Annotated in this window: 24 protein-coding genes; 9 read left to right on the top strand and 15 right to left on the bottom strand. The window is 65.5% G+C overall.

What is annotated here, in order from left to right; translation table 11 throughout:
* Positions 1-153: 153 nt before the first annotated feature.
* The 4 genes from ACK4OE_RS06615 (at position 154) to ACK4OE_RS06600 (ending at position 6352) form a co-directional block, all read left to right on the top strand.
* The gene (locus tag ACK4OE_RS06615; RefSeq protein ID WP_409883873.1) at positions 154-3636 is read left to right on the top strand and encodes a response regulator; all 3483 of its coding nucleotides are present in this window, start codon (positions 154-156) and stop codon (positions 3634-3636) included.
* 39 nt (positions 3637-3675) lie between these two features.
* Positions 3676-4515, top strand: a complete 840-nt coding sequence (locus ACK4OE_RS06610; protein WP_409883872.1) for a CheR family methyltransferase — start codon at positions 3676-3678, stop codon at positions 4513-4515.
* 95 nt (positions 4516-4610) lie between these two features.
* Positions 4611-5171: a chemotaxis protein CheB gene (locus tag ACK4OE_RS06605; RefSeq protein ID WP_409883887.1), complete on the top strand. Its 561-nt coding sequence runs from the start codon at positions 4611-4613 to the stop codon at positions 5169-5171.
* A 50-nt stretch (positions 5172-5221) separates the two neighbouring features.
* Positions 5222-6352, top strand: coding sequence for a response regulator (locus ACK4OE_RS06600; protein ID WP_409883871.1), 1131 nt, complete (start codon positions 5222-5224; stop codon positions 6350-6352).
* A gap of 86 nt (positions 6353-6438) precedes the next feature.
* Here the strand turns inward: ACK4OE_RS06600 and ACK4OE_RS06595 are convergent, their stop codons facing one another.
* From ACK4OE_RS06595 to recG, 4 genes are all read right to left on the bottom strand, one after another.
* Positions 6439-6807 (bottom strand): response regulator, encoded by a 369-nt coding sequence (locus ACK4OE_RS06595; protein ID WP_409883869.1) that lies wholly within the window; start codon positions 6805-6807, stop codon positions 6439-6441.
* A 223-nt stretch (positions 6808-7030) separates the two neighbouring features.
* Positions 7031-7531 (bottom strand): Dps family protein, encoded by a 501-nt coding sequence (locus ACK4OE_RS06590; RefSeq protein ID WP_409883868.1) that lies wholly within the window; start codon positions 7529-7531, stop codon positions 7031-7033.
* A 202-nt stretch (positions 7532-7733) separates the two neighbouring features.
* A complete protein-coding gene (locus ACK4OE_RS06585) occupies positions 7734-8699 on the bottom strand; it encodes a LysR substrate-binding domain-containing protein (protein WP_409883867.1) in 966 nt (321 codons plus the stop codon).
* Between the two features lie 41 nt (positions 8700-8740).
* Entirely contained in the window at positions 8741-10900 is a 2160-nt protein-coding gene (gene recG / locus ACK4OE_RS06580; protein ID WP_409883866.1) for an ATP-dependent DNA helicase RecG, read from the bottom strand.
* 161 nt (positions 10901-11061) lie between these two features.
* Between recG and ACK4OE_RS06575 the strand changes: the two genes are divergently transcribed.
* The 4 genes from ACK4OE_RS06575 to ACK4OE_RS06560 all read left to right on the top strand — a co-directional run bounded on the left by ACK4OE_RS06575 (position 11062) and on the right by ACK4OE_RS06560 (position 15496).
* Positions 11062-12342 carry an HD-GYP domain-containing protein gene (locus ACK4OE_RS06575; protein WP_409883865.1) on the top strand — a complete coding sequence of 427 codons (1281 nt, stop codon included), beginning with the start codon at positions 11062-11064 and terminating at the stop codon, positions 12340-12342.
* A 58-nt stretch (positions 12343-12400) separates the two neighbouring features.
* Complete coding sequence (locus ACK4OE_RS06570) at positions 12401-13357, top strand: 1-phosphofructokinase family hexose kinase (RefSeq protein ID WP_409883864.1); 957 nt, start codon at positions 12401-12403, stop codon at positions 13355-13357.
* A gap of 85 nt (positions 13358-13442) precedes the next feature.
* Complete coding sequence (queA, locus tag ACK4OE_RS06565) at positions 13443-14579, top strand: tRNA preQ1(34) S-adenosylmethionine ribosyltransferase-isomerase QueA (protein WP_409883863.1); 1137 nt, start codon at positions 13443-13445, stop codon at positions 14577-14579.
* Positions 14580-14647: 68 nt separating this feature from the next.
* Complete coding sequence (locus ACK4OE_RS06560) at positions 14648-15496, top strand: DMT family transporter (protein WP_409883886.1); 849 nt, start codon at positions 14648-14650, stop codon at positions 15494-15496.
* Positions 15497-15582: 86 nt separating this feature from the next.
* Here the strand turns inward: ACK4OE_RS06560 and ACK4OE_RS06555 are convergent, their stop codons facing one another.
* Both ACK4OE_RS06555 and ACK4OE_RS06550 read right to left on the bottom strand, forming a co-directional pair.
* Complete coding sequence (locus tag ACK4OE_RS06555) at positions 15583-17193, bottom strand: gamma-glutamyltransferase family protein (protein WP_409883862.1); 1611 nt, start codon at positions 17191-17193, stop codon at positions 15583-15585.
* A 112-nt stretch (positions 17194-17305) separates the two neighbouring features.
* Entirely contained in the window at positions 17306-18289 is a 984-nt protein-coding gene (locus tag ACK4OE_RS06550) for a Bug family tripartite tricarboxylate transporter substrate binding protein (protein ID WP_409883861.1), read from the bottom strand.
* Between the two features lie 158 nt (positions 18290-18447).
* Here ACK4OE_RS06550 and ACK4OE_RS06545 point away from each other — a divergent pair, with 158 nt between their 5' ends.
* Positions 18448-19359, top strand: coding sequence for a LysR family transcriptional regulator (locus tag ACK4OE_RS06545; RefSeq protein ID WP_409883860.1), 912 nt, complete (start codon positions 18448-18450; stop codon positions 19357-19359).
* 12 nt (positions 19360-19371) lie between these two features.
* Here the strand turns inward: ACK4OE_RS06545 and ACK4OE_RS06540 are convergent, their stop codons facing one another.
* The 9 genes from ACK4OE_RS06540 to trpE all read right to left on the bottom strand — a co-directional run bounded on the left by ACK4OE_RS06540 (position 19372) and on the right by trpE (position 25579).
* Complete coding sequence (locus ACK4OE_RS06540; protein WP_409883859.1) at positions 19372-19623, bottom strand: DUF3253 domain-containing protein; 252 nt, start codon at positions 19621-19623, stop codon at positions 19372-19374.
* Between the two features lie 60 nt (positions 19624-19683).
* On the bottom strand, positions 19684-20400 hold the full coding sequence (locus ACK4OE_RS06535) for a uracil-DNA glycosylase (protein ID WP_409883858.1): 717 nt from the start codon (positions 20398-20400) through the stop codon (positions 19684-19686).
* An 84-nt stretch (positions 20401-20484) separates the two neighbouring features.
* A complete protein-coding gene (gene trpC, locus ACK4OE_RS06530; RefSeq protein WP_409883857.1) occupies positions 20485-21288 on the bottom strand; it encodes an indole-3-glycerol phosphate synthase TrpC in 804 nt (267 codons plus the stop codon).
* Positions 21281-21430 carry a hypothetical protein gene (locus tag ACK4OE_RS06525; protein WP_409883856.1) on the bottom strand — a complete coding sequence of 50 codons (150 nt, stop codon included), beginning with the start codon at positions 21428-21430 and terminating at the stop codon, positions 21281-21283. The genes trpC and ACK4OE_RS06525 overlap by 8 nt, the downstream gene beginning before the upstream one ends.
* A 7-nt stretch (positions 21431-21437) precedes the next feature.
* A complete protein-coding gene (gene trpD / locus ACK4OE_RS06520) occupies positions 21438-22475 on the bottom strand; it encodes an anthranilate phosphoribosyltransferase (RefSeq protein WP_409883855.1) in 1038 nt (345 codons plus the stop codon).
* Between the two features lie 23 nt (positions 22476-22498).
* Positions 22499-23164: a LysE family translocator gene (locus tag ACK4OE_RS06515; protein WP_409883885.1), complete on the bottom strand. Its 666-nt coding sequence runs from the start codon at positions 23162-23164 to the stop codon at positions 22499-22501.
* A complete protein-coding gene (locus ACK4OE_RS06510; protein ID WP_409883853.1) occupies positions 23164-23751 on the bottom strand; it encodes an aminodeoxychorismate/anthranilate synthase component II in 588 nt (195 codons plus the stop codon). Before ACK4OE_RS06510 ends, ACK4OE_RS06515 begins: the two co-directional genes overlap by 1 nt.
* Entirely contained in the window at positions 23748-24083 is a 336-nt protein-coding gene (locus ACK4OE_RS06505; protein ID WP_409883851.1) for a chorismate mutase, read from the bottom strand. The genes ACK4OE_RS06510 and ACK4OE_RS06505 overlap by 4 nt, the downstream gene beginning before the upstream one ends.
* Positions 24080-25579 (bottom strand): anthranilate synthase component I, encoded by a 1500-nt coding sequence (trpE, locus tag ACK4OE_RS06500; RefSeq protein ID WP_409883850.1) that lies wholly within the window; start codon positions 25577-25579, stop codon positions 24080-24082. The genes ACK4OE_RS06505 and trpE overlap by 4 nt, the downstream gene beginning before the upstream one ends.
* Positions 25580-25651 lie beyond the last annotated feature (72 nt).

The raw sequence follows: 25651 nt of genomic DNA, 5'->3' as shown, positions 1-25651 counted from the left end.
AGCACGAAAGATACAAATCGGTGTGCATCCACCAGGACGCAAGCGCACCGAATGTAGCAGTCCGCACCCACAAAGACGCGGCGCTGGCTGACGTGAAGACGGGAACAAAACCGGTACAGTCCGCGTTCCCCCACCCCCACGGATCTGCCCCGCATGACTGCATCTTCGAGCAGCACCCAGGTTGCCACGCGCTTTGCCATTCCACGCTCGCTGCTGGCGGGCTTTGTGGTGGCGGCACTTGCCACCCTGATCATCGCCATCGTCAACTTCCGCTCGGCCGAGACCCGCGCTGACGCGGTGAAGGCCATGGACCGCACCACGGTGGCCATGCGCCAGCTCAACCTGTTTCACTCGGCGGTCAAGGACGCAGAAACCGGTCAGCGCGGCTACCTGCTGATGGGCGACACCACCTACCTGCAGCCGTATCAACTGGCGATATCGGCCATGGAGCGCCAGATGACGGGGCTCAAGGCCAGCACAGCCGACGACCCCATTCAGCGCCGGCTGGTGGTGCAGCTTGACGAGCTGTCGCGACAAAAACTGCGCGAGCTGAACGAGACCATCGAGCTGCGCAAGACGGGTGATGGAGTGGAAGCGATGGCGCTGATGCGCACTGACGCCGGCAAGAACATCATGGACCGGATCCGTGACGTCGTCAGCGATCTGTTCACACTGCAAAACCAGCAATTGGAAACCCGCCGCCAGGATTGGGTGGATGCGGCCATCATGTCTACCTATTACTCGTGGGGCGGCTCGGCCGTCTTGCTGGCGCTGATCTTTCTGTCGGCCGCCATGACCGCGCGCGAGTACCGGATCAAGGCCAGCCAGTCGTGGGTGTCGGCGGGGATCAGCGGCCTGGGCCAGCGCATACAGGGTGACCACCGGCTGGAGAATATCGGCCAGCTGGCGCTGGAATACCTGGCCACCTACCTCAAGGCCCACGTGGGTGCAGGGTACGTGGCGGACTGCAACGGAGGCTTCACGCTGTTTGGCGGCTATGCGCTGCCGCGCGAACGCCTGGCAGAAAAGCTGTTGCGCGACGAAGGGTTGGTGGGGCAGGCTGCGCGCTCGCGCAAGCTGCTTCACGTGCGCGACGTGCCAGCGGACTATTTGACCGTGTCGTCCAGCACGGGACAGGCCAAGCCGGCTGAACTGCTGGTGGCGCCTGCGGTGGAAAACGGCGAGGTGTTTGCTGTCATCGAGCTGGGCTTTTACCGCCCGGTGAGCGACGCGGAGCGTAGCCTGCTGGAGCGGGCCTCGGAGATGCTGGCGGTGGCCATCCGTTCAGGCATAGACCGCAACCGCATGCAGGACCTGCTGGAAGAAACCCAGCGCCAGTCCGAAGAACTGCAGACCCAGCAGGAAGAACTGCGCGTCAACAACGAAGAGCTGGAGCAGCAAAGCCGCATCCTGCAGGAGTCGCAGGCGCAAATGGAGGTGCAGCAGACCGAGCTGGAGCAGACCAACGCCCACCTCGAGGAGCAGACCCAGCAGCTGGAGCACCAGCGCGAGCAACTGCTGCGCGCCCAGAGCGCCATGACCGACAAGGCGCATGAGCTGGAACTGGCCAGCCAGTACAAGAGCGAGTTTCTGGCCAACATGAGCCACGAGCTGCGCACCCCGCTGAACTCCACGCTCATCCTGGCCAAGCTGCTGGCCGACAACAAGCCCGGCAACCTGAGCACCGACCAGGTGAAATACGCGCAGACCATCTACGCGGCGGGCAATGACCTGCTGGCGCTGATCAACGACATCCTGGACCTGTCCAAGATCGAGTCCGGTCAGGCAACGGTAGACGTGGAGCCCGTCAACATCGGCCGCGCGCTGCAGGCGCTGATCGACCCGTTGCGCCCGCTGGCACAGGAAAAGGGCCTCACGCTGACCGCCACGGTGGCGCCCGATGTGCCTGCGGGCATGGAAACCGACCCGCTGCGCCTGGGCCAGGTGCTCAAGAACCTGGTGTCCAACGCGCTCAAGTTCACCGAAAAGGGCGACGTGTCCCTGCATGTATCCCGCAACGGCGACGACACGCTGTCGTTCGCCGTCAAGGACACGGGCATCGGAATCCCTGCACACCAGCAGGAGCTGATTTTTGAAGCCTTCCGCCAGGCCGATGGCAGCACACACCGCAAATATGGCGGCACGGGGCTGGGGCTGTCGATCTCTCGCGACCTGGCGAAACTGCTGGGCGGAACGATCTCTGTGCAGAGCACGCCGGGCGAAGGCAGTGTGTTCACGCTGGTGCTGCCGCTGCGCCTTGTCGCACCACAACCCGCGCAGCCAGAGGCACCGCAGCCATGGGACACCCCGGCAACCAACGTGTCTGTGCAAACCGCGCACACCCGCAGTGCAATGCAGCAGGCCGACCCGAAGCCTGCATTTGGCGGGTCGGCCACAGCATCGGCCGCCATCGCCGTCGCGGTAAAGTCTGCGCCGCGCCGCGCCGGGGCCCGCAGCATTCTGGTGATCGAGGATGACGAGCGGTTCGCCCACATCCTGTGCGATCTGGCCGGCGAGATGGACTTTGAATGCCATCTGGCGCACAACGCCGCCGATGGGCTGGCGTTTGCTGCGAACAGCCTGCCAAGCGCCATCGTGCTGGACGTGAACCTGCCGGATTTCTCTGGCCTGGGCGTGCTCGACCAGCTCAAGCGCAACCCCGCCACGCGGCACATCCCGGTGCATGTGGTGTCGGTGGCCGACTACTCGAAAGAAGCCATGGGCCGGGGCGCCATCGGCTATGCCCTCAAACCCGTCAAGCGGGACGAACTGGTGCATGCGCTGCAATTGCTGGAGGCCAAGTTCACCCAAAGCCTGCACCGCGTGCTGGTGGTGGAAGACGACGAGCGACAGCGCGAAAGCGTGCGCCACCTGCTCAGCAGCGAAGATGTGGAGATCGTGGGTGCAGGCACCGCGGCAGAGGCGCTCAAGCACTTGCGTGGATCCACCTTTGATTGCATGGTGATGGACCTGAACCTGCCCGACCTGAGCGGCTATGAGCTGCTGCAGCAGATGACGGAGCAGGACGGCGTGTCGTTTCCGCCCGTCATTGTCTACACCGGCCGCGCCCTGTCGCGCGACGAAGAGCAGCAGCTGCGGCGGTTTTCCAAGTCCATCATCATCAAGGACGCCCGCTCGCCCGAGCGCTTGCTGGACGAGGTCACGCTGTTCTTGCACCAGGTGGAGTCCGAGTTGTCGGCCGAGCACCGCCAGATGCTGCAGGTGGCCCGCAACCGTGAATCCGCGCTGGAAGGCCGCACGGTGCTGGTGGTGGAAGACGACGTGCGCAATGTGTTCGCGCTCTCCAGCATCCTGGAGCCCACGGGCATCCGGGTGGAGATTGCACGCAACGGCCGCGAGGCGCTGGACACGCTGGCACGCATGGGCAATGCCGACAGCCCGAGCATTGACCTGGTGCTGATGGACATCATGATGCCGGAGATGGATGGCTACACCGCCATGCGCGAGATCCGCAGCCGCCCCGAATGGCGCCGCCTGCCCATCATCGCGCTGACCGCCAAGGCCATGAAGGACGACCAGGAAAAGTGCCTGGCCGCCGGTGCCAACGACTACATCGCCAAGCCGCTGGACGTGGAAAAGCTCCTGTCGCTGGTGCGGGTGTGGATGCCCAAATAACCCGGCCCAGACAAACTCTTGAGTCCTCCACCCGCACCCATGCCGCACCAGAAGAAAGCACGAACGGCAGACATCGAGCAGCGCCTGCTGATCGATGCGATCTTCCACCGTTACCACTATGACTTTCGGGGATACGCGCAGGCCTCGCTTAAGCGGCGGCTGGGCACGGCGCTGCTGCACTTTGGCTGCAAGACGCTGTCGCAACTGCAGGACCGCGTGCTGCACGAACCGGCGGTGTTTCCGGCGCTGCTGGAATACCTCACGGTGCAGGTCAGCGACATGTTCCGCGACCCCAGCTACTTTCAGGCGCTGCGCAACGAAGTGGTGCCGCTGCTGCGCACCTACCCATCGCTGAAGGTCTGGGTGGCAGGCTGCAGCGCGGGCGAAGAGGTGTATTCGCTGGCCATCTTGCTGCAGGAAGAAGGACTGCTGGACCGCACGCTGATCTACGCCACCGACATCAACCCGCATGCATTGCGCGCTGCCGAGTCCGGCGTGTTCGACATGACGCGCGTCGCGGCCTTTACCGAGAACCACGCCCGCTCGGGCGCGCGCAGTTCGCTGTCCAACTACTACACCGCTCGCTACGGGCGGGTGGTGTTTGACAAGGCGCTGCGCGAGCACATGGTGTTCTCGGACCACAGCCTGGCCACCGACAGTGTGTTTGCCGAGATGCACCTGGTGTCGTGCCGCAACGTGCTGATCTACTTTGAGCGCGATCTGCAGGACCGCGCGCTGGGCTTGTTCCGCGAGGCGCTGTGCCACCGGGGGTTTCTGGGCCTGGGCTCCAAGGAGTCGCTGCGGTTTTCTGCACAGGCGGACGCGTTTGACGACTTTGTGCTGCAAGACCGCATCTACCGCAAGAAGGCGGGCCTGTGAACATCGCCCGCCCCTTGGCCACACCCGCGCCAGCGCAGTCGCACTCGCACTCGCACTCACAGCGTCAGCAGGCGCGCGCAACCGCCTACGACGCCATCGTGGTGGGAGGCTCGTCTGGCGCCATCGACGCCCTGGTGCGCATGCTGCCTGCGCTGCCCGCCACGCTGCACGCGGCCGTGCTGGTGGTGCTGCACCTGCCGCGCGACCGGCGCAGCATGCTGGCAGACATTTTTCGCCAGCGCTGCGCCCTCCCGCTGCAGGAGGCGCAGGACGGTGACCCGATTGCGCCCGGCACCGTGTACTTTGCTCCACCGGACTACCACCTGCTGGTGGATGGCGGGCCCCGCATCGCACTGTCGGTGGATGCGCCTGTGCATTACTCACGCCCGTCCATCGACGTACTGTTCGAGTCTGCGGCGGACCAGTATGGGGAGCGCCTGGTGGGCGTCCTGCTGTCGGGTGCCAACGAAGACGGCGCGCGGGGCATCGAGGCCATTGCCGCCGCGGGTGGCCAGGTGGTAGTGCAAGACCCGGCGACCGCGCCCATGCCCGCCATGCCCCACGCTGCCCTGGCACGTGTTGCCACCCCCCATGTTCTAGCGCCCCCTGACATTGCCGACCTGCTGGCCGACTGGCACCATCAAGGCCTGCTGTGATGCCCGTGAACACCCATAAAAATACACAACACCTCTTGCCACCGACACCTATGCCACACACCGACCGCGTCAAATGCCTGCTTGTCGATGACGTTCCGGAAAACCTGATCGCGCTGGAGGCGCTGCTGCAACGCGATGGCATCGACATCCTCAAGGCACAGTCGGGGCCCGAGGCCCTGGAGCTGCTGCTGACCCACACCGATGTGGCACTGGCCTTGCTGGATGTGCAGATGCCGGAGATGAACGGGTTCGAACTGGCCGAGCTGATACGGGGCAGCGAGCGCACGCGCCATATCCCGCTGATCTTCATCACGGCCGGGTCACGCGAGCAGAATTGGCAGTTTCGGGGCTACGAAAGTGGTGCGGTGGACTTTCTGTACAAGCCCATCGACCCGCACATGCTGACCAACAAGGCCAACGTGTTCTTCGAGCTGCAGCGCCGCAAACAGGCCCTGGCCCACGAACTGCAGGAGCGCACCGCCGCCCTGCGCGTCAACGAGATGTTCATGGCGGTGCTCAGCCACGATCTGCGCACCCCTCTTATGTCGATCACCGCTGCAGCCACAGTGCTCAAACGCCAGCCTGTCGACGACAAGGTAGCCACCATGGCAGAGCGCATGCTGAGAAGCAGCCAGCGCATGGGACGCATGATCGAAGACCTGCTGGACGTCACCCGCATCCGTCACGCAGGCGGCTTGGCGCTGCAGCTGGCACCCGCCGACATGCAGGCCCTTGTGCAGCGCACCCTGGACGAAGTGCAGACCAGCTTTCCTGACCGCGCCATCGAATCGTCATTGCAAGGCAATCTGTCGGGTGTATGGGACGGCGAGCGCCTGTCCCAGGTGGTGAGCAATCTGGTGGGCAACGCTGTCCACCACGGCACCCCTGACCAACCGGTGTGTATTGGCGTGGATGGTACCCAGGCGGATACGGTCACCGTGGCGGTGTCCAATGGCGGCACGATAGCGCCGGAGTTGATTCCGCATCTGTTCGACCCGTTTCATGGGCGTGAACGGAACCCTGGGCGCCACCAGGGCCTGGGGCTGGGGCTTTTCATTGCGCACCAGATCGTGCGCGCTCACAGCGGGCGTATCCACGTGCAATCTCAGGAGGGAACGACTCGATTCAGTGTGGAGCTGCCGCGTGTGTCAACCTCAAAGGATAAGTGGGCAACAGTTTGATCAAGACCGTGCCTGATCAGTGCCTACCCAGGCGGAGACTGCGTTTGAGTTTGGTCGAGGCGTGAGGCGTGAGGCGTGAGGCAGTCTCAAGCCGTGGGCTTGGCAACCGCTTTGCGAATGGAGCCGAGCAAGTCTTCCAGCTCATCCAGTTCGAAAGGTTTGAGCAAAGTGCGCACATTGGGGCCCCAGGAGCTGGGGTAGCTGCCCAGCTCATAGCCCGAGCACAGAACCACCCATCGCTCAGGGTCCTCGGCCAGCAGTTGGCGAGCCAGGTCGGTGCCCGAAATGCCAGGCAGGCTGACATCGGACACCAACAGATCAAAAGTCTCCTGAGCGTCGAGCGCCAGGGCTTCTTCGGCCGTCGCGCACGAGGTCACCGTCTGGCCATCGCCCTCCATGAGCATGCCAATGGTCTCGCGCAGTTCGGGGTTGTCTTCAACGTACAGGATTCGCATACATCACGGATTTGGTCTTGCCCTGCGTGCTGTGATGGAGCCTTGCGAGAGTGAGAACTACCGTCGGCAGGCGGGTCGTCGATGCCAACGCCGTCTCACCCTGCAAGCTCCCCGGGGGCTGCCTGGCCGGCAGCGGGCAGCACGCCCAAGCCCGGATCATCCTGACAAGCGCTGCCGCCCCTTGTAGGACAACGCGCTTTTGTGCGCCATTGCCCGGTGTGAATCACTCTTCCAGCAGCGAGCGCAGCATCCACGCCGTTTGTTCATGCACCGTCAGGCGCTGGGTCAGCAGGTCGGCCGTGGGCTCGTCACTGGCCTTGTCTGCCAGAGGGTACAGGCTGCGTGCGGTGCGGGCCACGGCCTCATGGCCTTCAACCAGCACACGCACCATGTCCAGCGCCTTGGGCGGCTTGCTTGGCGCGTCTGGCACGGTGGCCAGCTTGCCAAACTCGGCGTACGAACCGGGGGCCACATGGCCCAGCGAGCGGATGCGCTCGGCAATCGGGTCCACCGCATTCCACAGCTCGGTGTACTGCACCATGAACATGGCGTGCAGCGTGTTGAACATGGGGCCCGTCACGTTCCAGTGGAAGTTGTGCGTGGTGAGGTACAGCGTGTAGGTGTCGGCCAGCAGGCGCGACAGGCCCTGGGCAATGGCAGCGCGGTCTTTTTCGCTGATGCCGATGTTGATCGTGGGTGCGTTGGTCTTGGAGGCCTTGGCCATGTCATTGCTCCTGAAGTGAATGGGGAAAGAGGGGTTCAAACACCCGCCGCCCCGGCTCCAGAGCCGGACGGCAGTGCACCGAACCACTTTAGCGCAAGGTCGTGTCGACAGCCTTGTGTCTTGTCAGTTCCGCACCCACACGACAGGGCATGGCATGACGCGTTGGTCTTTGGTCTTTGGTAGTTGGTGCGCGAGACCGGCCCTATGACAGCCGGGTAACGCCCGGCAACTCGCACGCATACACCGCATTGCGCAGCGCGGCAATGGCTTCGTAGCGGGTAAAGCTGCGGCGCCAGGCCAGCACCACACGGCGCGTGGGCGGTGGCCCTCCGTCTTCCTCGCGGATGGGCAGGTAGCGGATGTAGGTTTCGTCGCTCTTGCGGCGGCGCGACACAGTCAGCAGCGCCTCGCGCGGCACCGACAGGCGCGGCACCAGCGTGACGCCCATGCCTGCGGCGACCATGTGTTTGATGGTCTCTAGCGATGAGCCTTCAAACGACTTGCGAATGCCCTCGGCATTGCTGGCAAAACGCGCAAACTCCGGGCAAACCTCCAGCACATGGTCGCGAAAGCAGTGGCCCGCGCCCAGCAGTAACATGGTTTCGCTTTTGAGTTCCGCCGCCGTCACCGACTTGTGACTCGCCAGCAGATGGGTGCTGGGCACCGCCGCCATGAAAGGCTCGTCATACAGCGGCGCCATCGCCAGGCCCGTGTCCGGAAAAGGCTCGGCCAGGATGGCGCAGTCGATTTCGCCGGTGCGCAGCATCTCCAGCAGCTTGACGGTGAAGTTCTCCTGCAGCATGAGCGGCATTTGCGGCGTGCGGCCGATGGCCTGGCGCACCAGCTCGGGCAGCAGATAGGGCCCAATGGTGTAGATGACCCCCAGCGTGAGCGGCCCGGCCAGCGGGTCTTTGCCGCGCTTGGCGATCTCCTTGATGGCCGCCGCCTGTTCCAGCACGCTCTGCGCCTGGCGCACGATGTCTTCGCCCAGCGGGGTCACCGTGACCTCGCCCGCGCTGCGCTCAAAGAGCTTCACGTCCAGCTCTTCTTCCAGCTTCTTGATGGCCACCGAGAGCGTGGGCTGCGAGACGTAGCAGGCATCTGCGGCATGACCGAAGTGCTTCTCCCTTGCCACGGCAACGATGTACTTGAGTTCGGTGAGGGTCATGGTGTTTTCCAGCGGGCCGCGTCAATGTTGATGGCAGCGTCTCATGCTTTGAGGTAATCCGATTTTCCACCCAACCAGCGGGCAATGTGCTTTGCGGCCAAATCCGGGTGGCGATCCAGCATCACCGGCGCCATCTCACGCGCCCATTCCAGCAGGTGCGTGTCGGTGGCCAGATCGGCAAAACGCAGCAGCGCGTCGCCCGACTGGCGCGCGCCCAGAAACTCGCCTGGGCCACGTATTTCCAGGTCACGGCGGGCGATCTCAAAGCCGTCGTTGGTCTCGGCCATGGCGCGCAGGCGCTCCTTGGCGGTTTCGCCCACGCGACCGCTGTCGTTGGTGGCGTACAGCAGCACGCAGGCCGAGGCCGCAGCGCCCCGCCCCACCCGGCCGCGCAGCTGGTGCAGTTGGGAGAGGCCAAAACGCTCGGCATGCTCGATGACCATGAGCGAGGCGTTGGGCACGTCCACCCCGACTTCAATCACCGTGGTGCTGACCAGCACGCCCATCTGGCCGCTGGTGAAGAGTGCCATCACAGCCTTCTTCTCGGCGGTGGGCATGCGCGAGTGCAGCAGACCGACCATGCAGCCCGGCAAGGCTTCGCTCAGATCGGCGTGGGTGGCGGTGGCGTTGGAGAGGTCGAGCGCCTCGCTTTCTTCGATCAGCGGGCACACCCAGTACACCTGCCGCCCGGCCTCTACCTGCGCGCCGATGCGCGCAATGACTTCGTCCTTGCGGCTGTCGGCAATCAGCTTGGTGACGATGGGCGTGCGGCCCGGGGGAAGCTCGTCGATCACCGAGACATCGAGGTCGGCGTAGTAGCTCATGGCCAGCGTGCGCGGGATAGGGGTGGCACTCATCATGAGCATGTGGGGCTCCATGCCATGGGCTGCGAGTTTCTGCCGCAAGGCCAACCGCTGTGCCACGCCAAAGCGGTGCTGCTCGTCGATGATGGCCAGCGCCAGGTTCTTGAACTGCACCTGTTCCTGAATGACGGCGTGGGTGCCCACCACCAGCGCGGCCTCGCCGCTGGCGACCAGCGCCAGCGCGGTGGTGCGGTCCTTCTTTTTCTGCCCGCCCACCAGCCAGGCCACTTTGCGACCGCGCTCGGCCAGCAGGGGTTCGAGCCAGCCGATCATCTTAGCAAAGTGCTGCTCTGCCAGGATTTCGGTGGGGGCCATCAGCGCGCACTGCCAGCCCGCGTCCATGGCCAGACAGGCGGCCAGGGCCGACACCACAGTTTTGCCCGATCCGACATCCCCCTGCAGCAGGCGGTGCATGGGTACCTTACGGGCGAGGTCCGCCGCAATCTCTTCGCCCACGCGGCGCTGCGCGGCAGTCAGGTCAAACGGCAGCACGCCCAGCAACTGCTCGTGCAGCGGCAAGGCACCGTCGGCGGCTTTTTGTGCGCGCAACACCGGCGCACGCAGCATGTCGCGGGCGCGGCGCGATTGCTGCTGCGACAGTTGCTGGGCCAGCAGCTCCTCGGCCTTGAGGCGCTGCCAGGCGGGGTGGCTGTGGTCTTCCAGCGTGGACAACGCCACATCCGGTGTGGGGTGGTGCAAAAAAGTGAGCGCCTCGCGCAGGCTGAATAAGCGCTGGCGGCCATTTTTGCTATAAACCCGGGTCACCGGCGGCTCAGCACCAGGCGGCAAGGTGTCTGACAAGTCCACCCTCGTCAGCGCGCCGACCACGGCACGGCGCAAGTAGGGCTGGGGCAAACCGGCAGTGGTGGGGTAGACGGGCGTCAACGCCGCAGGCAGCTCGCCACCCGCCACGCGAAACGCCGGGTGCATCATCTGCCGCCCCCAGAAGCCGCCCTTGATCTCACCCCGGATGCGCAGGCGCGCACCCACGGCCAGGGTCTTCTGGTGCGAGGGGTAGAAGCTGAAAAACCGCAGTTCACACGACCCGCTGTCGTCTTCGACCTGCACCAACAGCTGGCGGCGCGGGCGCAGCTGGATCTCGCTGGCGGTCACCGTGGCTTCGATCTGCACCATTTGCCCGTCGCGCGCATTGGCCAGCGGGGTGATGCGAGTTTCGTCCTCGTAGCGCAGGGGCAGGTGCAGCGCCAGGTCAATGTCGCGCCGAAGCCCGAGTTTTTGCAGCGCTTTCTGCGCCACCGACGCTCCGCCTTTGGCGCCCGCGGGAGATGCCGCCTTGGCAGACGAGGTGGAGGCAGACTTGGCGGCGGCGGGGGGCATGAGGAGCGCAAAGGAGGGGAAAACGCGAGGTTATCGCGGACCAAAAAGGCTACCATGGTTACCATTGCTCACGCCTCAACTCCCTCGACCTGAAGTCGTCGGGTGCGAGGGGCCGATGGCCCCCTGCTGAAGGCGTTTTTTCGAGTCCAAGGCTTTTCACCATGCTCAAGCGCATTCACATCCAGCATCTCACCTTGGGCATGTACCTGCACGAATTCTGCGGATCCTGGATGGACCACCCCTTCTGGCGGGCCAAGTTCGTCCTCAAAGACCCCAAGGATCTGGAGCGCATTCGCTCCACGGCCATCACCGAGTGCTGGATCGACACATCCAAGGGGCTCGATGTTGCAGTGGGCACTGCGTCGCTGTCGCGCGAAGAGGTGGATGCGCAGATCGATACGGATTTCAGCCGCCTGGAAGACTTGCCGCCTCTCAAAGTCACCCTGCCGCCCCCGCCCCCCCCCCCGGTACGCGACCGCTCACCGACCGATATGAAGAGCGAACTCAAGATGGCAGCCGCCGTCTGCGTACGCTCCAAGAAAGCCGTGGTGTCGATGTTCAGTGAAGCCCGCATGGGCCGCGCTGTGGACTCCGCCAGCGCGCAGAACCTGGTGGAGGAAATCTCCGACTCCGTGACCCGCAACCCCGGCGCCCTCATCAGCCTGGCACGGCTGAAGACGGCGGACGACTACACCTACATGCATTCGGTGGCGGTGTGCGCCCTCATGGTGGCGCTGGCCAAGCAGCTCAAGCTCAACGACGAGCAGGCGCGGCTGGCGGGCATGGCCGGCCTGCTGCATGATTTGGGCAAAGCGGCCATCCCGCTGTCGGTGCTCAATAAACCCGGCAAGCTGACTGACAAGGAGTTTGATGTGGTGCGCAGCCACCCGGTAGAGGGCTACCACATGCTCAAGGAGGGCGGCAACGTGCCCGACGCGGTGCTGGACGCCTGCCTGCACCACCACGAAAAAGTGGATGGCTCCGGCTACCCCGACAAGCTCAAGGGCGAGAACATCAGCGTGATCGCGCGCATGACCGCCATCTGCGACGTGTACGACGCCGTCACCTCCGACCGCCCCTACAAGCGCGGCTGGGACCCGTCCGAATCCCTGCGCCGCATGGCCGAGTGGACCAACGACCACTTTGATGCGCGCATGTTCCAGGCGTTCGTCAAGAGCATCGGCATCTACCCCGTGGGTTCGCTGGTGCGGCTGACTTCGGGGCGCATTGGCGTGGTGATGGAACAAGTCCCCACGGCGCTCACCATGCCGGTGGTCAAGGTGTTTTTCTCCACCAAATCCGACCTTCGCATTCCGCCTGAAGTGGTGGACCTGGCCGCGCCAGGCTGCACCGAGAAGATCGTGGCGCGCGAAGACCCGGACAAATGGCGCTTCCCGGACCTGAACGAGCTGTGGTCGGGGTTTGCCGAGAAAGCCTGGTAACACGCCAACCCGCCCTACCAGCCCTACCCGGCCCTCACGGTCGAAACGGCTGTCAGCCATGTCCGCACTGATCACCCTCACGCTCAACCCGGCACTGGACCTGGCGACCACCACCGACCACATTGCGCCCACCCACAAGCTGCGCTGCGGCCCTGTGCAACGGTTTGCGGGCGGTGGCGGCATCAACGTGGCGCGCGTGCTGCACCGGCTGGGTGCCGACGTGGCGGCCTGGGCACTGACCGGTGGCGCAACGGGCGCGCAGGTGCAGCAGTTGCTGGCCGATGAGGCTGTGCCCACGGTGCTGCAGCCTATTGCGGGCAGCACGCGCGAGAACTTCTCGGTGGTCGAAACCACCACGGGCCAGGAGTTTCGGTTTGTATTGCCGGGCCCCACGCTGCACGCCGCCGAATGGCAGGCGTGCCTGGATGCGCTCACAGCCCAACGACCGCCGCCACGCTGGCTCATTGCCAGTGGCAGCCTGCCACCCGGCACGCCCGACGACTTTTATGCGCAGCTGGCACGCGCGTTGTCGCCCCTGGGCGTGCGCGTAGCCATCGACACCTCGGGCCCACCGCTGGCCGCCGCGCTGCAGGCGGGGGTGGCGCTGGTCAAGCCCAGCCTGCGCGAACTGCGTGAGGTGCTGCAGCAGCCGCTGGAGCACACGGCCGATTGGTGCACCGCCGCCCACGCGCTGGTGACGAGCGGCGCGGCTGACATCGTGGCCCTGTCGGTGGGCGAACACGGCGCCGTGCTGGCCACGCGGCTGGGTGTGTGGCAGGCGCCCGCCCTCAACGTGCCCGCCACCACCGGCACCACCGGCGCGGGCGACTGTTTTCTGGCTGCGCTGGTGTGGGCGCTGGACCGGGGCGATGCCCCCGCCGAAGCGCTGCGCTGGGGCGTGGCGGCTGGTGCTGCGGCCTTGCTACACCCGGGCACCACGCTGGCCCAGGCGGGCGACGTGCAGCGGCTGGTGCGCGACGTGCCGTCGCCCGTGGCGTTCGCTACTCCTCTATAGCCCTGACAGGGCATGCGGCCCCGTGGGACAATCGCGCCCTTCGCAATTTTTACCTTGGCACGGGCCCGTTCGGCCCTCAAGCACGATGACTGATCTTCTCTCCGGCGCGCCCCATGCCCCGCGCGTTTTCACCCTCAGCGACTTCGATTTTTCGCTGCCTCCCGAACTCATTGCCCAGCACCCCGCCGCAGAACGCAGCGCATCGCGCCTGCTCGACGGCCGTGCCATGCAGCCGGTGGACCGCATCTTCCGCGAGCTACCTCAATTGCTGCGCGAAGGCGACCTGCTCATCTTCAACGACACGCGCGTGGTCAAGGCGCGCATCTTTGGCGAGAAGGCCAGCGGCGGCAAGCTGGAGCTGCTGATCGAGCGCGTGCTGCCCGCTGAAGCTGGCAGTGCTGGCAACGAAGTCGTGGCCCACATGAAGGTCAGCAAAAAACCCCTGCCAGGCAGCGTGGTGCACATGGCCGGTGGCCGCAAGGCAGGCGGCTTTGACGCGCAGTTGCTGGGCCGCTGGCCCACCGAGGACGGCCCGCTGTTCCGCTTTGCGCTGCACGGCCCGACAGGCGAGTCCCCGTGGGAACTGATGGACCGCCACGGCCACCTGCCGCTGCCGCCCTACATCGAACGCCAGCAGAACACCGACCACGACCCAGACGAGGCTGAAGACAGCCAACGCTACCAGACCGTGTTTGCGCGCAACCCCGGCGCCGTGGCCGCCCCCACCGCCGCGCTGCACTTTGACGAAGGCGTTCTGGCCGACCTGGCAGCGCGCGGCATCGAGCGCGCCAGCGTCACGCTGCATGTGGGCGCGGGCACCTTCCAGCCCTGCAAGACCGAAAACCTGGCCGAACACCAGATGCACAGCGAGTGGTACGAGGTGCCCCTGGCCACGCTGGCCGCGCTAGAGCGCTGCCGCCAGCGCGGCGGGCGCGTGGTGGCTGTAGGTACCACGACGGTACGCACGCTGGAATCGTGGGCAAAAACCGGTCTGGCCACCGGCGACACCAACATCTTCATCACCCCGGGCTTTGCGTTCCAGGTGGTGGATGTGCTGATCACCAACTTCCACCTGCCCAAAAGCACGCTGATGATGCTGGTGAGCGCGTTTGCGGGCTACGCCCACATCATGGGCCTGTACCGGCACGCGATAGCTCAGCAGTACCGGTTCTTCAGCTACGGCGATGCCATGCTGCTGGAGCGCGCGCGCGCCACACCGTGACAGCAGCCAGCCCCGCCACGGTCCCCGGCGACGACGACCGAGCCCGCCGCGCACGTCAGCGGGCGGCATTGGTGGGCATTGCGCTGACAGTGCTGGCCTGCGCGTGTTTTGCACTGCTGGACACCGCCAGCAAGCTGGTGAGCGTGGGCGTACCGATGCTGATGGCGCTGTGGATGCGCTACCTGTTCCAGTCGCTGCTGACCACCGCTTTCGTATTGCAACGCGAGGGGCTGCGCGCACTGCGCACGACCCAGCCGCGTTTTCAGGCCCTGCGCGGCGCGCTGTTTGCGGCGACCAGCCTGTTTGGCTTCATCAGCATCATGCACATGCCACTGGCCGAGTTCACCGCCGTGGTGGCCACCACGCCGCTGTGCGTGACGGTGGTGGCCGCGCTGTGGCTGCACCAGCGCGTGAGCGCAGGGCGCTGGCTGCTGGTGGCCATGGGCCTGACCGGCACGCTGGCCATCATCCGCCCGGGCAGTGACGCTTTCACCTGGGCCATGCTGTGGCCCCTGTGCCTGCTGGTGTCGGGCACGGGCTACCAGGTGCTCAGCAGCAAGATGGCTGGGCACGAAAGCCCCGCCACCACGCAGCTGTACACCGGCTGGATCGCCACGGCGCTTGTGTCGCTGGCCGTGCCCTTTGTATGGCAACCGATCAGCGACCCGTGGATGTGGGCGGGGATGTTCACCATGGGCCTGTCGAGCGCGGTGGGCCACATGATGCTGCTCAACGCCTACGCGCGCACCACGCCGGTGACGATTGCGCCGTTTCTGTATTCGCAGATCGGGTTTGCCATGCTGGCGGGCTGGGTGGTGTACCGCCACGTGCCAGATGCGTGGTCGCTGGCGGGCATTGCGGCCATCGTGCTCAGCGGCGCGGCCAGCGCATGGCTGACCGTGCGCGAGACACGTTAAGGCAAAAATTTAAGCCAAATAGGGCTCTAGCGCTTATCCATCAAGCGCTAGCAGCTATCTATTTAGTAGTGACGTATTGAGCAGATTCAGTACGCCACGGCGTGGCCGTCTTTGCGCGGGTCGGAGCCTGCGACGTAGGTGTTGCCATTTTTGAGCACCAGCTGGGCACCACCAAAGGCGAATACGCCATTGCCCTCTTCCACCGTCACCTCGTGGCCGCGCGCGCGCAGAGCGGCGATCACGGCGGGGTCGAACCCCGGCTCCACCGCCACGCCCTTGCCCCCCGTCACGCGCCAGCGCGGCGCATCGGCAGCGGCCTGCGGGTTCTGGCCGTAGCGCAACACACGCAGGGCCATCTGCAGATGGCCCTGGCTTTGCATGGGGCCGCCCATCACGCCAAACGCCATCTGCGGTCTGCCGTCGGCATGCATGGCAAACGCCGGAATGATGGTGTGCGAGGGGCGCTTGCGCGGGGCCACCTCGTTGGCGTGGCCCGGGATCAGGTTGAAGCCGTGCCCCCGGTTTTGCAGGCTGATGCCCGTGCCCGGCACGACCACGCCGGAACCAAAGCCCATGTAGTTGGACTGGATGAACGACACCATCATGCCCTGGCTATCTGCCGCCGCTAGATACACCGTGCCCCCCGGGCGCGGGGCGCCATAGGTGGGGTCGCCCGCCACACCGCCGTCGATGAGGGCGGCGCGGCTCTTCAGGTAGTCGGCGTCCAGCAGGGCGCTCGGAGTGACCTGCATGGCGTCGATGTCGGCGTTGTACTGGTACAGGTCGGCAAAGGCCAGCTTCATGGCCTCGATCTGCAGGTGCACGCTGTCGACGCCATCGAGCGGTTGCTCCCCCACGCCCACAGCGTCCAGCATGCCCAGGGCCATCAGCGCGGCAATGCCCTGCCCGTTGGGCGGGATCTCGTGGACGACCGAATCACCAAACCGCTGGCTGACGGTGCCCACCCAGTCGGCCTGGTGTGAGGCCAGATCATCCAGCGTCATCGCGCCGCCATGGGCCTGCGAATGGGCCACCATACGCTCGGCAATCACGCCCCGGTAAAAAGCCTCGCCCTGGGTCTCGGCAATCAGCTCCAACGTGCGGGCGTGGGCTTCACTGCGAAACATTTCACCGGCCTGGGGCACGCGGTTGCCCAGATAGTCGGGCATGAAACATTCGGCAAAACCGGGCTGAGCACCCAGCTTGGCGGCGCCCAGCGCCCACAGTTTGGCGATGGTGGGCGACACGGGGTAACCGTTGCGCGCGTAGTCAATGGCGGGCTGCGCCAACTGCGCAAACGGCAGCTTGCCCAGGCGCTTGGACAGCGCCACCCAGGCCGACACAGCACCGGGCACGGTGACGGCGTTCCAGCCGGTTTCAGGGATGCCACCGAGCTTGGCGAAATACTCCGGCGTCCACGCGGCAGGCGAGCGGCCCGAGGCATTGAGGCCGTGCAGCTCCTTGCCATCCCACACGATGGCGAAACCATCGCTGCCCAGGCCGCAGCCCGTGGGCTCGACCACGGTGAGCGCCATGGCGGCGGCAATGGCAGCGTCCACCGCATTGCCCCCCGCCAGCAGCATGCGCAGGCCTGCCTGTGCGGCCAGCGGCTGCGAGGCGGACACCACATTGCGCCCCATCACCGCGCTGCGGTGGGAGCTGTAGGGAAGGGACCAGTCGAGAGATTGGGTATTCATGATGTTTTGACTCCATGGCCCGCAATACACGCGTGGCACGAACTTGCGCGGCCTGGGCGAGGAACGCCCAGGAAGGGCCGCCCCGCATCGAAGGCGACTCAGGGGAACTCAACTATTCCAGCACTATCTTGTGCTGGCGAATCACCGTCGCCCAGCGTTTGCTGTCGGCCTGCACCATCGCATCAAACTGCGCCGATGTGCTGGGCGCTGCGGGCTCTACGCCCAGTTTGGCCAGGCTGGCGGCCACATCGGGGGCCTGCACGGCCTTGGCAAAGGCGTCGTGGATGCGTTTGACCAGCGCGGGCGGAGCGCCTGCGGGCAGGTACACGCCAAACCAGGTCACCGACGAATAACCGGGCAGGCCCGACTCGGCCATGGTGGGCAACTCGGGCGCCAGACTGCTGCGCTTTTCGCTGGTCACGGCCAGGGCGCGCAGGCGGCCTGCCTTGGCGTGGGGCATGCCCGTGGGCAGCGAGTCGAACAGCACCTGCGTCTGCCCGGCGATCAGGTCCGGAATGGCCAGCGCAGTGCCCTTGTAGGGGATGTGCGTCATCTCCAGGCCCGCCTGGGCGCTGAACGCAGCGGAGTTCAGGTGCACGATGGTGCCGTTGCCGCTGGTGGCGTAGTTGAGCTTGCCAGGGTTGGCCTTGCCGTAGGCAATCAGCTCGCCCACCGTCTTGACGGGCAACGAGTTGGTCACCAGCAGCACGCTGGGGGCGTCGGCCACATGGGCGACGGGTACAAAGTCCTTGCGGGGGTCGTACGCCAGCTTGGACATCAGGTGGGGCGAGATGGCGTGCGTGCTGCTGGTGGTCAGCAGCAGGGTGTAGCCATCGGCCGGCGCCTTGGCGGCCTCGGTCGTGCCGATGGTGCCGCCCGCGCCGGGCTTGTTGTCCACCACCATCTGCTGGCCCAGGTCGGCCGCCACGCGCTGGGTGACCACGCGGGCCACCAGGTCGGTGGCGCCGCTGGCAGGGAAGGGCACGATCACGCGCACGGGGCGGTCGGGCCAGGCCGCTTGTGCATGCACAGCCGTCACAGAAACCAGCAGGCCAGCCAGGCCCAACACACCACGGCCCCAGGAAAGTAGACGCATACAAAGCCCTCAGCAACGAGTGAAACAACAAATGAGGAGGTCATCTTAGAAAGCAGTGCCTTGCATGACTACCAGCATTTAAGCAACCTGCTTTGCCGCTGCAGCAAACCGGCGCATACTGCGCGCCTCACCCACCCCGGCACCGCCCACCCGCACCGATGCGCGCCCACCTGCTGCAAGACACCACGCTGCGCTACTTTCTGGAAGTGGCCCAGAGCGGTTCGCTCACCGAGGCCTCTGCCCGCCTGCACGTGGCGGCGTCCGCGCTCAGCCGCCAGATCGCGGGGCTGGAGGCCCAGCTGGGCACGCCGCTGTTCGACCGCCACCCGCGCGGCATGGTGCTGACGGCGGCGGGCGAAATTTTGGCCGTGCACGCGCGCCGCACGGTGCTGGACGCCGAACGCGCTTTGGGCGAGATCGGCGCGCTGCAGGGCCTGCGCGCGGGGCAGGTGCGCCTGGCCACGTCGGACGCGTTTGCGAACGAGCTGGTGCCCCGGCTGTGCGTGGAGTTTCAGCGCACGCACACGGGCATCCAGTTCAGCGTGCTGTCCATGCCCACGGGGCAGGTGCCGGACGCCGTGCGCGGCGGCGCCGCCGACATCGGCCTGTGCTTCAGCCGCGCGCCGCACAAGGACATCGAGGTGGCCTACCGCCAGACCGCCCCGGTGCTGGCGCTGGTACCACCGGGCCACCCGCTAGCCGGTGCAGAGAGCATCACGCTGGCGCAGATGGCCAAGTACCCGCTGGCCCTGCCCCCGGCCGAGACCACGGTGCGCCAGATGATCGACATCGTCTGCAGCCGCCAGGGCCTGCAGCTGGAGGCGGTGCTCATCAGCAACCATGTCAAGACGGTGCTCAACTTTGTGGCGCATGGGGGCGGGCTGTCCGTGGCCAGCGAGATCGCGGCGCGCCACCTGGTGGAAGCGGGCGCCGTTGTGGCCCTGCCCATCAGCGACCCTGGCATGGACCTGCGCGACCTGGAGGTGCAGACCCTCGCAGGCCGCAGCCTGCCAGTGGCCGTGCAGGCGTTCATGGATTTGCTCAAGGAGCGGCTGCCGGGGCGGTGGTGATCTTTATCTTTATCAGTCAGGCAGTCCCAGACGGATAGGCCCGCCCGGCGCGGTCGCGTCGACCGGTGCGCCACCGCGTGTCACTCTGAGGCGGTGTTGCTGCGCAAGGGCTTGCGCAACCTGGCGGACCTGCGGCATTTGCTCACGCCAAGCGCCACCTTCCGGCAGCAGGGCCCGGGCGACCTCCGACGGGCAGATGGTGGCGCCGGGTAACCGCACCGACAGCAGGGCAAAAATCCGCTCTTCAATGTCTGCGTCCGTCATGGCGGCCTGCCGTATTCAAAAACACCCACCGTGTCGCGTTACCCCACGAACGCGGGACGCTCAATACCCGTGCTGCGCCCGAAAATCGCGCGCCTTGCCAAAGTGGCCGTTGCCGATAAAAGGCACGGGTGGGCGCAGCGCCGACAGCGGCGAGGGGTGGTTGGACGTGAGCACCAGGTGACCCCGGTCTTGCGGGATGAACGCACGTTTGGACTGCGCGTGCGCGCCCCACAGCATGAACACCACGGGCCGCGGACCCTCGGCCACGTGGCGGATCACGGCGTCGGTCAGCGCCTCCCAGCCCTTGCCGGCGTGGCTGGCGGGTTGGCCCTCTTCCACCGTGAGGCCGGTGTTGAGCAGCAGCACGCCATTCTTGGCCCACTTCACCAGACTGCCGCCGGGCTCGGGCATGGGCGGGAAAGGGGTGCCCAGGTCACGCTGCATCTCCTTGAAGATATTACGCAGCGAGGGGGGCAACGGCACGCCGGGCGCGACCGAAAACGCCAGCCCCTCGGCTTGTCCCCGGCCGTGGTACGGGTCCTGCCCCAGGATGACCACACGCACGGCGTCGGGCGGAGTGAGGTCGAGCGCGCGCAGCGGCTGGGGCGGAAAAATCGTGGCCCCCGCCTGCAGGCGCGATTGCAGGAAAGCCCGAAGCGCCTGCCCGCGTGCGTCGGCAAAGAATGCATCTACCAACGGCTGCCAGCCGGGCGCCACCTTCCAGTCGGCGGGCTCGGCGCTTTGCAGTTGCGTGGGGACTTGGGCGGGCGGATTCATGGTCAAAATGGCCTCTAGCGCTTTTCCATCAAGCGCTGATAGCTATCAATACAGTAGTTTTCGCTCCATCAGCTATTCAGCCAATCAGCCAAACAGCTGGGCCAACGCCAGGCCCGGGTCGTCCGCGCGCATGAAGGCTTCGCCCACCAAAAAGGCGTGCACGCCCGCGTCGCGCATCGTCTTCACATCCGCAGGCTTCAAGATGCCCGACTCGGTGACCAGCAGGCGGTCGGCGGGCACGTCCTTGAGCATGGAGAGCGTGGTGTCAAGCGTGACCTCGAACGTGCGCAGGTTGCGGTTGTTGATGCCGACCAGCGGCGTCTTGAGCTTGAGGGCGCGCTCCAGTTCGGGGCGGTCGTGCACTTCCACCAGCACGGCCATGTCCAGGCTGCGGGCGATGGCTTCAAAGTCAGCCATCTGCGCATCATCCAGGCACGCCGCAATCAGCAAGATGGCATCGGCGCCCATGGCGCGCGATTCATAGATCTGGTACGCATCGACCATGAAATCCTTGCGCAGCACGGGCAGCAAGGTGCTGGCACGGGCTTGCTTCAGGTAGTCAGGCTGACCCTGGAAGAACTGCCGGTCGGTCAGCACCGACAGGCAGGCCGCGCTGACCTTGCCATCCCCTTCCATATAGCTTTGGGCGATGTCGGCCGGCTCGAAGTCGGCACGCAACACGCCTTTGCTAGGGCTGGCTTTTTTGACCTCGGCAATCACCGCGGCCTGTCCCTTGGAGATCTTGGCGCGCAGCGCGCCTTCAAAGTCGCGCGTGAGCACGCGGCTCTCGGCGTCGGCGCGCATGGCGTCCAGCGACAGGCGCTTTTTGGCGGCGGCCACTTCTTCGTGCTTGACGGCCACGATTTTGTTGAGGATGTCACTACTCATGGTTGGTAGCCTTGTGGGTGTCTGCGGGCTCACTGGAGCCCTGTTTAAGAATGCGGATGAACACGCGGTGCATCACGACCCCGACCACGATGAACAGGGCAGAAATGCCAAGTGCAATCCAGGTGCCAGGGTCGCTCCACATGACAGTGTCAAGACGCAGCGGGCAGCGCGTGCGTGCGCGTGACCAGTTGCTCCAGCTTGGCCAGCGCAGCACCCGAGGCAACGGCTGCTCGGGCCTTGGCGATACCGTCTTGGATGGAATCAGCCACGTTGGCCGCATACAGCGCCGCGCCCGCGTTCAGGCACACGATGTCTTGCGCGGCGCCGGGCTCGCCCTTGAGCACGCCGATCAGCATCTCGCGCGATTGCTCGGGCGTCTCGACCTTGAGGGCGCGGTTGCTGGCCATCGGCAGGCCGAAGTCTTCGGGGTGGATTTCGTACTCGGTGATCTGGCCATTCTTCAGCTCGCCCACCAGGGTGGCAGCACCCAGGCTGACTTCGTCCATGCCGTCGCGGCCATAGACCACCAGCGCATGCTCTGCGCCCAGGCGCTGCAGCGCGCGCACCTGGATACCGACGAGGTCGGGGTGGAACACGCCCATGAGGATGTTGGGCGCGCCTGCCGGGTTGGTGAGCGGGCCCAGGATGTTGAAGATGGTGCGCACGCCCAGCTCCTTGCGCACCGGGGCCACGTTCTTCATGGCGGGGTGGTGGTTGGGCGCAAACATGAAGCCGATGCCGACTTCTGCGATGCACTGGGCGATCTGCTCGGGCTTGAGGTTGATGTGAATGCCCAGGGCCTCCATCACGTCGGCGCTGCCGCTTTTGCTCGACACCCCCCGCCCGCCATGCTTGCTGACCTTGGCACCGGCGGCGGCGGCCACGAACATGGAGCAGGTGGAGATGTTGAAGGTGTTGGCACCGTCGCCGCCCGTGCCCACGATGTCCACCATGTGGGTCGCGTCCTTGACGTGGACCTTGGTGCTGAACTCGCGCATCACCTGCGCGGCTGCGGTGATCTCGCCGATGGTTTCCTTCTTCACGCGCAGGCCGGTGATGATGGACGCCGTCATGACCGGTGAAAGTTCGCCGTTCATGATGAGGCGCATCAGGTGCAGCATCTCGTCATGGAAGATTTCGCGGTGCTCGATGGTGCGCTGCAGCGCTTCCTGGGGGGTAATGGGCATGACGGTGTCTCCTGGGGTGGCGGTCAGGCCGCCGGTTGATCAGTAAAGGCCAGCTTGAGTCCGAAGCCGATGAACATGGCGCCTGCCACGCGGTCCAGCCAGTGCATGCCGCGCTGGATCACCGTGGCGCGTCGCGCCATCCATGATGCCGCCAGCGCCCACCCCACGTTGACGGGAATGGCGTTCACGTTGAACAGCACGCCCAGCAGCACAAAGGCCAGCGCCTTGTTGTCGGTGCCCGGCGCGATGAACTGCGGCACAAAGGCCAGGAAGAAGATGGCGACCTTGGGGTTGAGCACATTGGTCCAGAAGCCGCCGAGGAACACCTTGCGAAGCGGCGTGTGCGGCGCAGGGGCCGCCTGCGCAGCCGCCAGCGCTGCACTGTTGCCACCATCGGCTGCGGCCTTGGACAGCAGCATGCGTACACCCATCCACATCAGGTAGGCCGCCCCTATCCACTTGAGCACGGTGAACGCCGTGGCCGACGTGGCCAGCAGCGCGCCCACGCCCACGGCGGCCGCAAAGATGTGCACGAAACAACCGGCCGTAATGCCCAGCCCCGCCACGATGCCCGCGCGCGTGCCAGAACGCAGCGCGTTGGTCACGATGTAGAGCACATCGGGTCCGGGCGTGAGGTTGAGCAGCCAGCCTGCGGCAATGAACATCACCAGTTGGTGGGTGTCGATCATCATGTACGCTGCTCCAGAAAGTTCTTGAGCATGGCGTGACCGTGTTCTGTCAGGATGCTCTCGGGGTGGAACTGCACGCCTTCGATCGCCAGCGTCTTGTGGCGCACGCCCATGATTTCGCCATCCTCCGTCCAGGCCGTCACCTCCAGCACATCGGGGCAGGTGGCGCGCTCGATGGACAGGGAGTGGTAGCGGTTGACGGTGAATTGCTCGGGCAAACCGGCGAACACGCCCTTCTGCGTAGTGGTGATGACGCTGGTCTTGCCGTGCATCAGTTGCTGAGCGCGGATGATGTTGCCGCCAAACGCCGCACCAATGGCCTGGTGGCCCAGGCACACGCCCAGGATGGGTAGCTTGCCCGCAAAGTGCTGGATCGCGGCGACCGAGATGCCGGCCTCCGCAGGCGAACAAGGGCCGGGCGAAATCACCAAGCGGTCGAGCTGGCCTGCGTTCAGGCGCGCTTCGATGTCGGCCACGGTGATCTCGTCGTTGCGGAACACCTCGACCTCGGCGCCCAGTTCACCAAAGTACTGGACGATGTTGTAGGTGAAGCTGTCGTAGTTATCGACCATCAAGAGTTTTGTCATGCGGCGCTCCCGGCAAGGACGGGCTCGCGCAGACGGGCGAACTCGCGGTGTTCATAGGCAATGCAGGCTTCCATGAGGCTGCGGTAGATGGCTTCCATCACGTCGGCGTCGCCGCCTTCGGCCCCAGCGCGTTCGCGCACACGGGCCACGATGGCTTCGATGCGCGCTTCGTCGCGCACCTGTTCCACACCTTGCTTGATGCGGGCGGCTTGGGTCATGTAGCCCACGCGCTCGACCAGCAGGGGCACCAGCACATCGTCCAGCGCATTCACCTCACGGCGTACGTCCTGCATGGTGGTGCAGGGTTTAGTTTTGTCGATGGCGCGGGTCATTCGAGGCCCTCCTCCACCAGCTCGGCCGCACGCAGCAGGGCACGGGCCTTGTGCTCGGTTTCTTTCCATTCCAGCTCGGGCACCGAATCGGCCACCACGCCAGCGGCGGCCTGCACATAGAGCGTGCCGTTCTTGATGATGCCGGTGCGGATGGCAATGGCCACGTCCATGTCGCCTGCGTAGCTGAGATACCCGCAGGCGCCGCCATACAGGCCGCGTTTGGTGGGTTCGAGCTGGTCGATGAGCTCCATGGAGTGCACCTTGGGCGCGCCCGTCAGCGTGCCGGCTGGGAAGGTGGCCTTGAGCACGTCCATGCTGGTCATGCCGTCGTGCAGGATGCCTTCCACATTGCTCACGATGTGCATCACGTGGCTGTAGCGCTCTACCGCAAAGGCCTCGGTCACCTTCACGGTGCCGGTCTTGGCGATGCGGCCAATGTCGTTGCGGGCCAGGTCGATCAGCATCACGTGTTCGGCGCGCTCCTTGGGGTCGTTGATGAGTTCGACCTCGGTGGCCTTGTCCTTCTCGGGCGTGGCGCCACGTGGGCGGGTGCCAGCCAGGGGTCGGATGGTGACCTTGGTGCCCTCGTCGGTTTTTTCCTGCCGCACCAGAATTTCGGGGCTGGCGCCCACCACATGGAAGTCGCCGAAGTCGTAGAAGTACATGTAGGGCGACGGGTTCAGCGAACGCAGCGCGCGGTACAGGCTCAAGGGGCTTTCGGTGTAGCGCTTGTGGATGCGCTGGCCCACCTGCACCTGCATGAAGTCACCGGCGGCGATCAGCTCCTTGGCGCGGTCCACGGCGGCCAGGTAATCGGCCTTGGCAAAGTCGCGCTGGGCGGGGTGGCTTTCGGTGGCTTTCACCACAGGCGCGCTCACCGAATATTTCAGTTGCTCCTTCAGGTCACGCAGGCGCTTCTTGGCCTTGGCATAGGCCTCGGGCTGGGCAGGGTCGGCGTACACGATGAGGTAGAGCTTGCCCGAGAGGTTGTCGATGACCGCCAGCTCTTCGCACTGCAGCAGCAGGATGTCGGGGCAGCCCAGGGTGTCGGGCGGGCAGGTGGTCTCCAGCTTCTTTTCGATATAGCGCACCGCGTCGTAGCCAAAGTAACCGGCCAGGCCGCCGCAAAAGCGCGGCAGGCCGGGGCGCAGGGCCACTTTGAAGCGCTTTTGGTAGGCCTCGATGAAATCCAGCGGATTGCCTTCGGCGGTCTCCACCACTTGCCCGTCGGTGACGACTTCGGTGCGCGCCGCAGCGCCAAAGCCGCTGGCGCGCAGCAGCGTGCGCGCGGGCAGGCCGATGAAGCTGTAGCGCCCGAAGCGCTCGCCGCCCACCACAGATTCGAGCAAGAAGCTGTGCTTGCCGCCGTCCTTGGTGTGCGCCAGCTTCAGGTAGAGCGAGAGGGGGGTTTCCAGGTCCGCAAAGGCCTCGACCATGAGCGGAATGCGGTTGTAGCCTTCTCTGGCCAGGCTTTTGAATTCAAGTTCTGTGATCACGGGGAGAGCTCCCAGCTGTCGCAGCGCGTGTCCCGGGTTCAAGCAAAAGGGGCGCTGCGGTCCATTCGATCG

It is taken from the genome of Acidovorax sp. (assembly GCF_046314175.1).
Lineage (GTDB): Bacteria > Pseudomonadota > Gammaproteobacteria > Burkholderiales > Burkholderiaceae_C > Acidovorax.
The sequence above is the reverse complement of the archived record's forward strand: the minus strand, read 5'-3'. Positions and strand labels throughout refer to the sequence as shown.

Bases quoted from the DNA above. Each gene is read 5' to 3' on its own strand.
- ACK4OE_RS06615 (WP_409883873.1), top strand. From the start codon at position 154: ATGACTGCATCTTCGAGCAGCACCCAGGTTGCCACGCGCTTTGCCATT.
- ACK4OE_RS06610 (WP_409883872.1), top strand. From the start codon at position 3,676: ATGCCGCACCAGAAGAAAGCACGAACGGCAGACATCGAGCAGCGCCTG.
- ACK4OE_RS06600 (WP_409883871.1), top strand. From the start codon at position 5,222: ATGCCACACACCGACCGCGTCAAATGCCTGCTTGTCGATGACGTTCCG.
- ACK4OE_RS06595 (WP_409883869.1), bottom strand. From the start codon at position 6,807: ATGCGAATCCTGTACGTTGAAGACAACCCCGAACTGCGCGAGACCATT.
- ACK4OE_RS06590 (WP_409883868.1), bottom strand. From the start codon at position 7,531: ATGGCCAAGGCCTCCAAGACCAACGCACCCACGATCAACATCGGCATC.
- ACK4OE_RS06585 (WP_409883867.1), bottom strand. From the start codon at position 8,699: ATGACCCTCACCGAACTCAAGTACATCGTTGCCGTGGCAAGGGAGAAG.
- recG (WP_409883866.1), bottom strand. From the start codon at position 10,900: ATGCCCCCCGCCGCCGCCAAGTCTGCCTCCACCTCGTCTGCCAAGGCG.
- ACK4OE_RS06575 (WP_409883865.1), top strand. From the start codon at position 11,062: ATGCTCAAGCGCATTCACATCCAGCATCTCACCTTGGGCATGTACCTG.
- ACK4OE_RS06570 (WP_409883864.1), top strand. From the start codon at position 12,401: ATGTCCGCACTGATCACCCTCACGCTCAACCCGGCACTGGACCTGGCG.
- queA (WP_409883863.1), top strand. From the start codon at position 13,443: ATGACTGATCTTCTCTCCGGCGCGCCCCATGCCCCGCGCGTTTTCACC.
- ACK4OE_RS06555 (WP_409883862.1), bottom strand. From the start codon at position 17,193: ATGAATACCCAATCTCTCGACTGGTCCCTTCCCTACAGCTCCCACCGC.
- ACK4OE_RS06550 (WP_409883861.1), bottom strand. From the start codon at position 18,289: ATGCGTCTACTTTCCTGGGGCCGTGGTGTGTTGGGCCTGGCTGGCCTG.
- ACK4OE_RS06545 (WP_409883860.1), top strand. From the start codon at position 18,448: ATGCGCGCCCACCTGCTGCAAGACACCACGCTGCGCTACTTTCTGGAA.
- ACK4OE_RS06540 (WP_409883859.1), bottom strand. From the start codon at position 19,623: ATGACGGACGCAGACATTGAAGAGCGGATTTTTGCCCTGCTGTCGGTG.
- ACK4OE_RS06535 (WP_409883858.1), bottom strand. From the start codon at position 20,400: ATGAATCCGCCCGCCCAAGTCCCCACGCAACTGCAAAGCGCCGAGCCC.
- trpC (WP_409883857.1), bottom strand. From the start codon at position 21,288: ATGAGTAGTGACATCCTCAACAAAATCGTGGCCGTCAAGCACGAAGAA.
- ACK4OE_RS06525 (WP_409883856.1), bottom strand. From the start codon at position 21,430: ATGTGGAGCGACCCTGGCACCTGGATTGCACTTGGCATTTCTGCCCTG.
- trpD (WP_409883855.1), bottom strand. From the start codon at position 22,475: ATGCCCATTACCCCCCAGGAAGCGCTGCAGCGCACCATCGAGCACCGC.
- ACK4OE_RS06515 (WP_409883885.1), bottom strand. From the start codon at position 23,164: ATGATCGACACCCACCAACTGGTGATGTTCATTGCCGCAGGCTGGCTG.
- ACK4OE_RS06510 (WP_409883853.1), bottom strand. From the start codon at position 23,751: ATGACAAAACTCTTGATGGTCGATAACTACGACAGCTTCACCTACAAC.
- ACK4OE_RS06505 (WP_409883851.1), bottom strand. From the start codon at position 24,083: ATGACCCGCGCCATCGACAAAACTAAACCCTGCACCACCATGCAGGAC.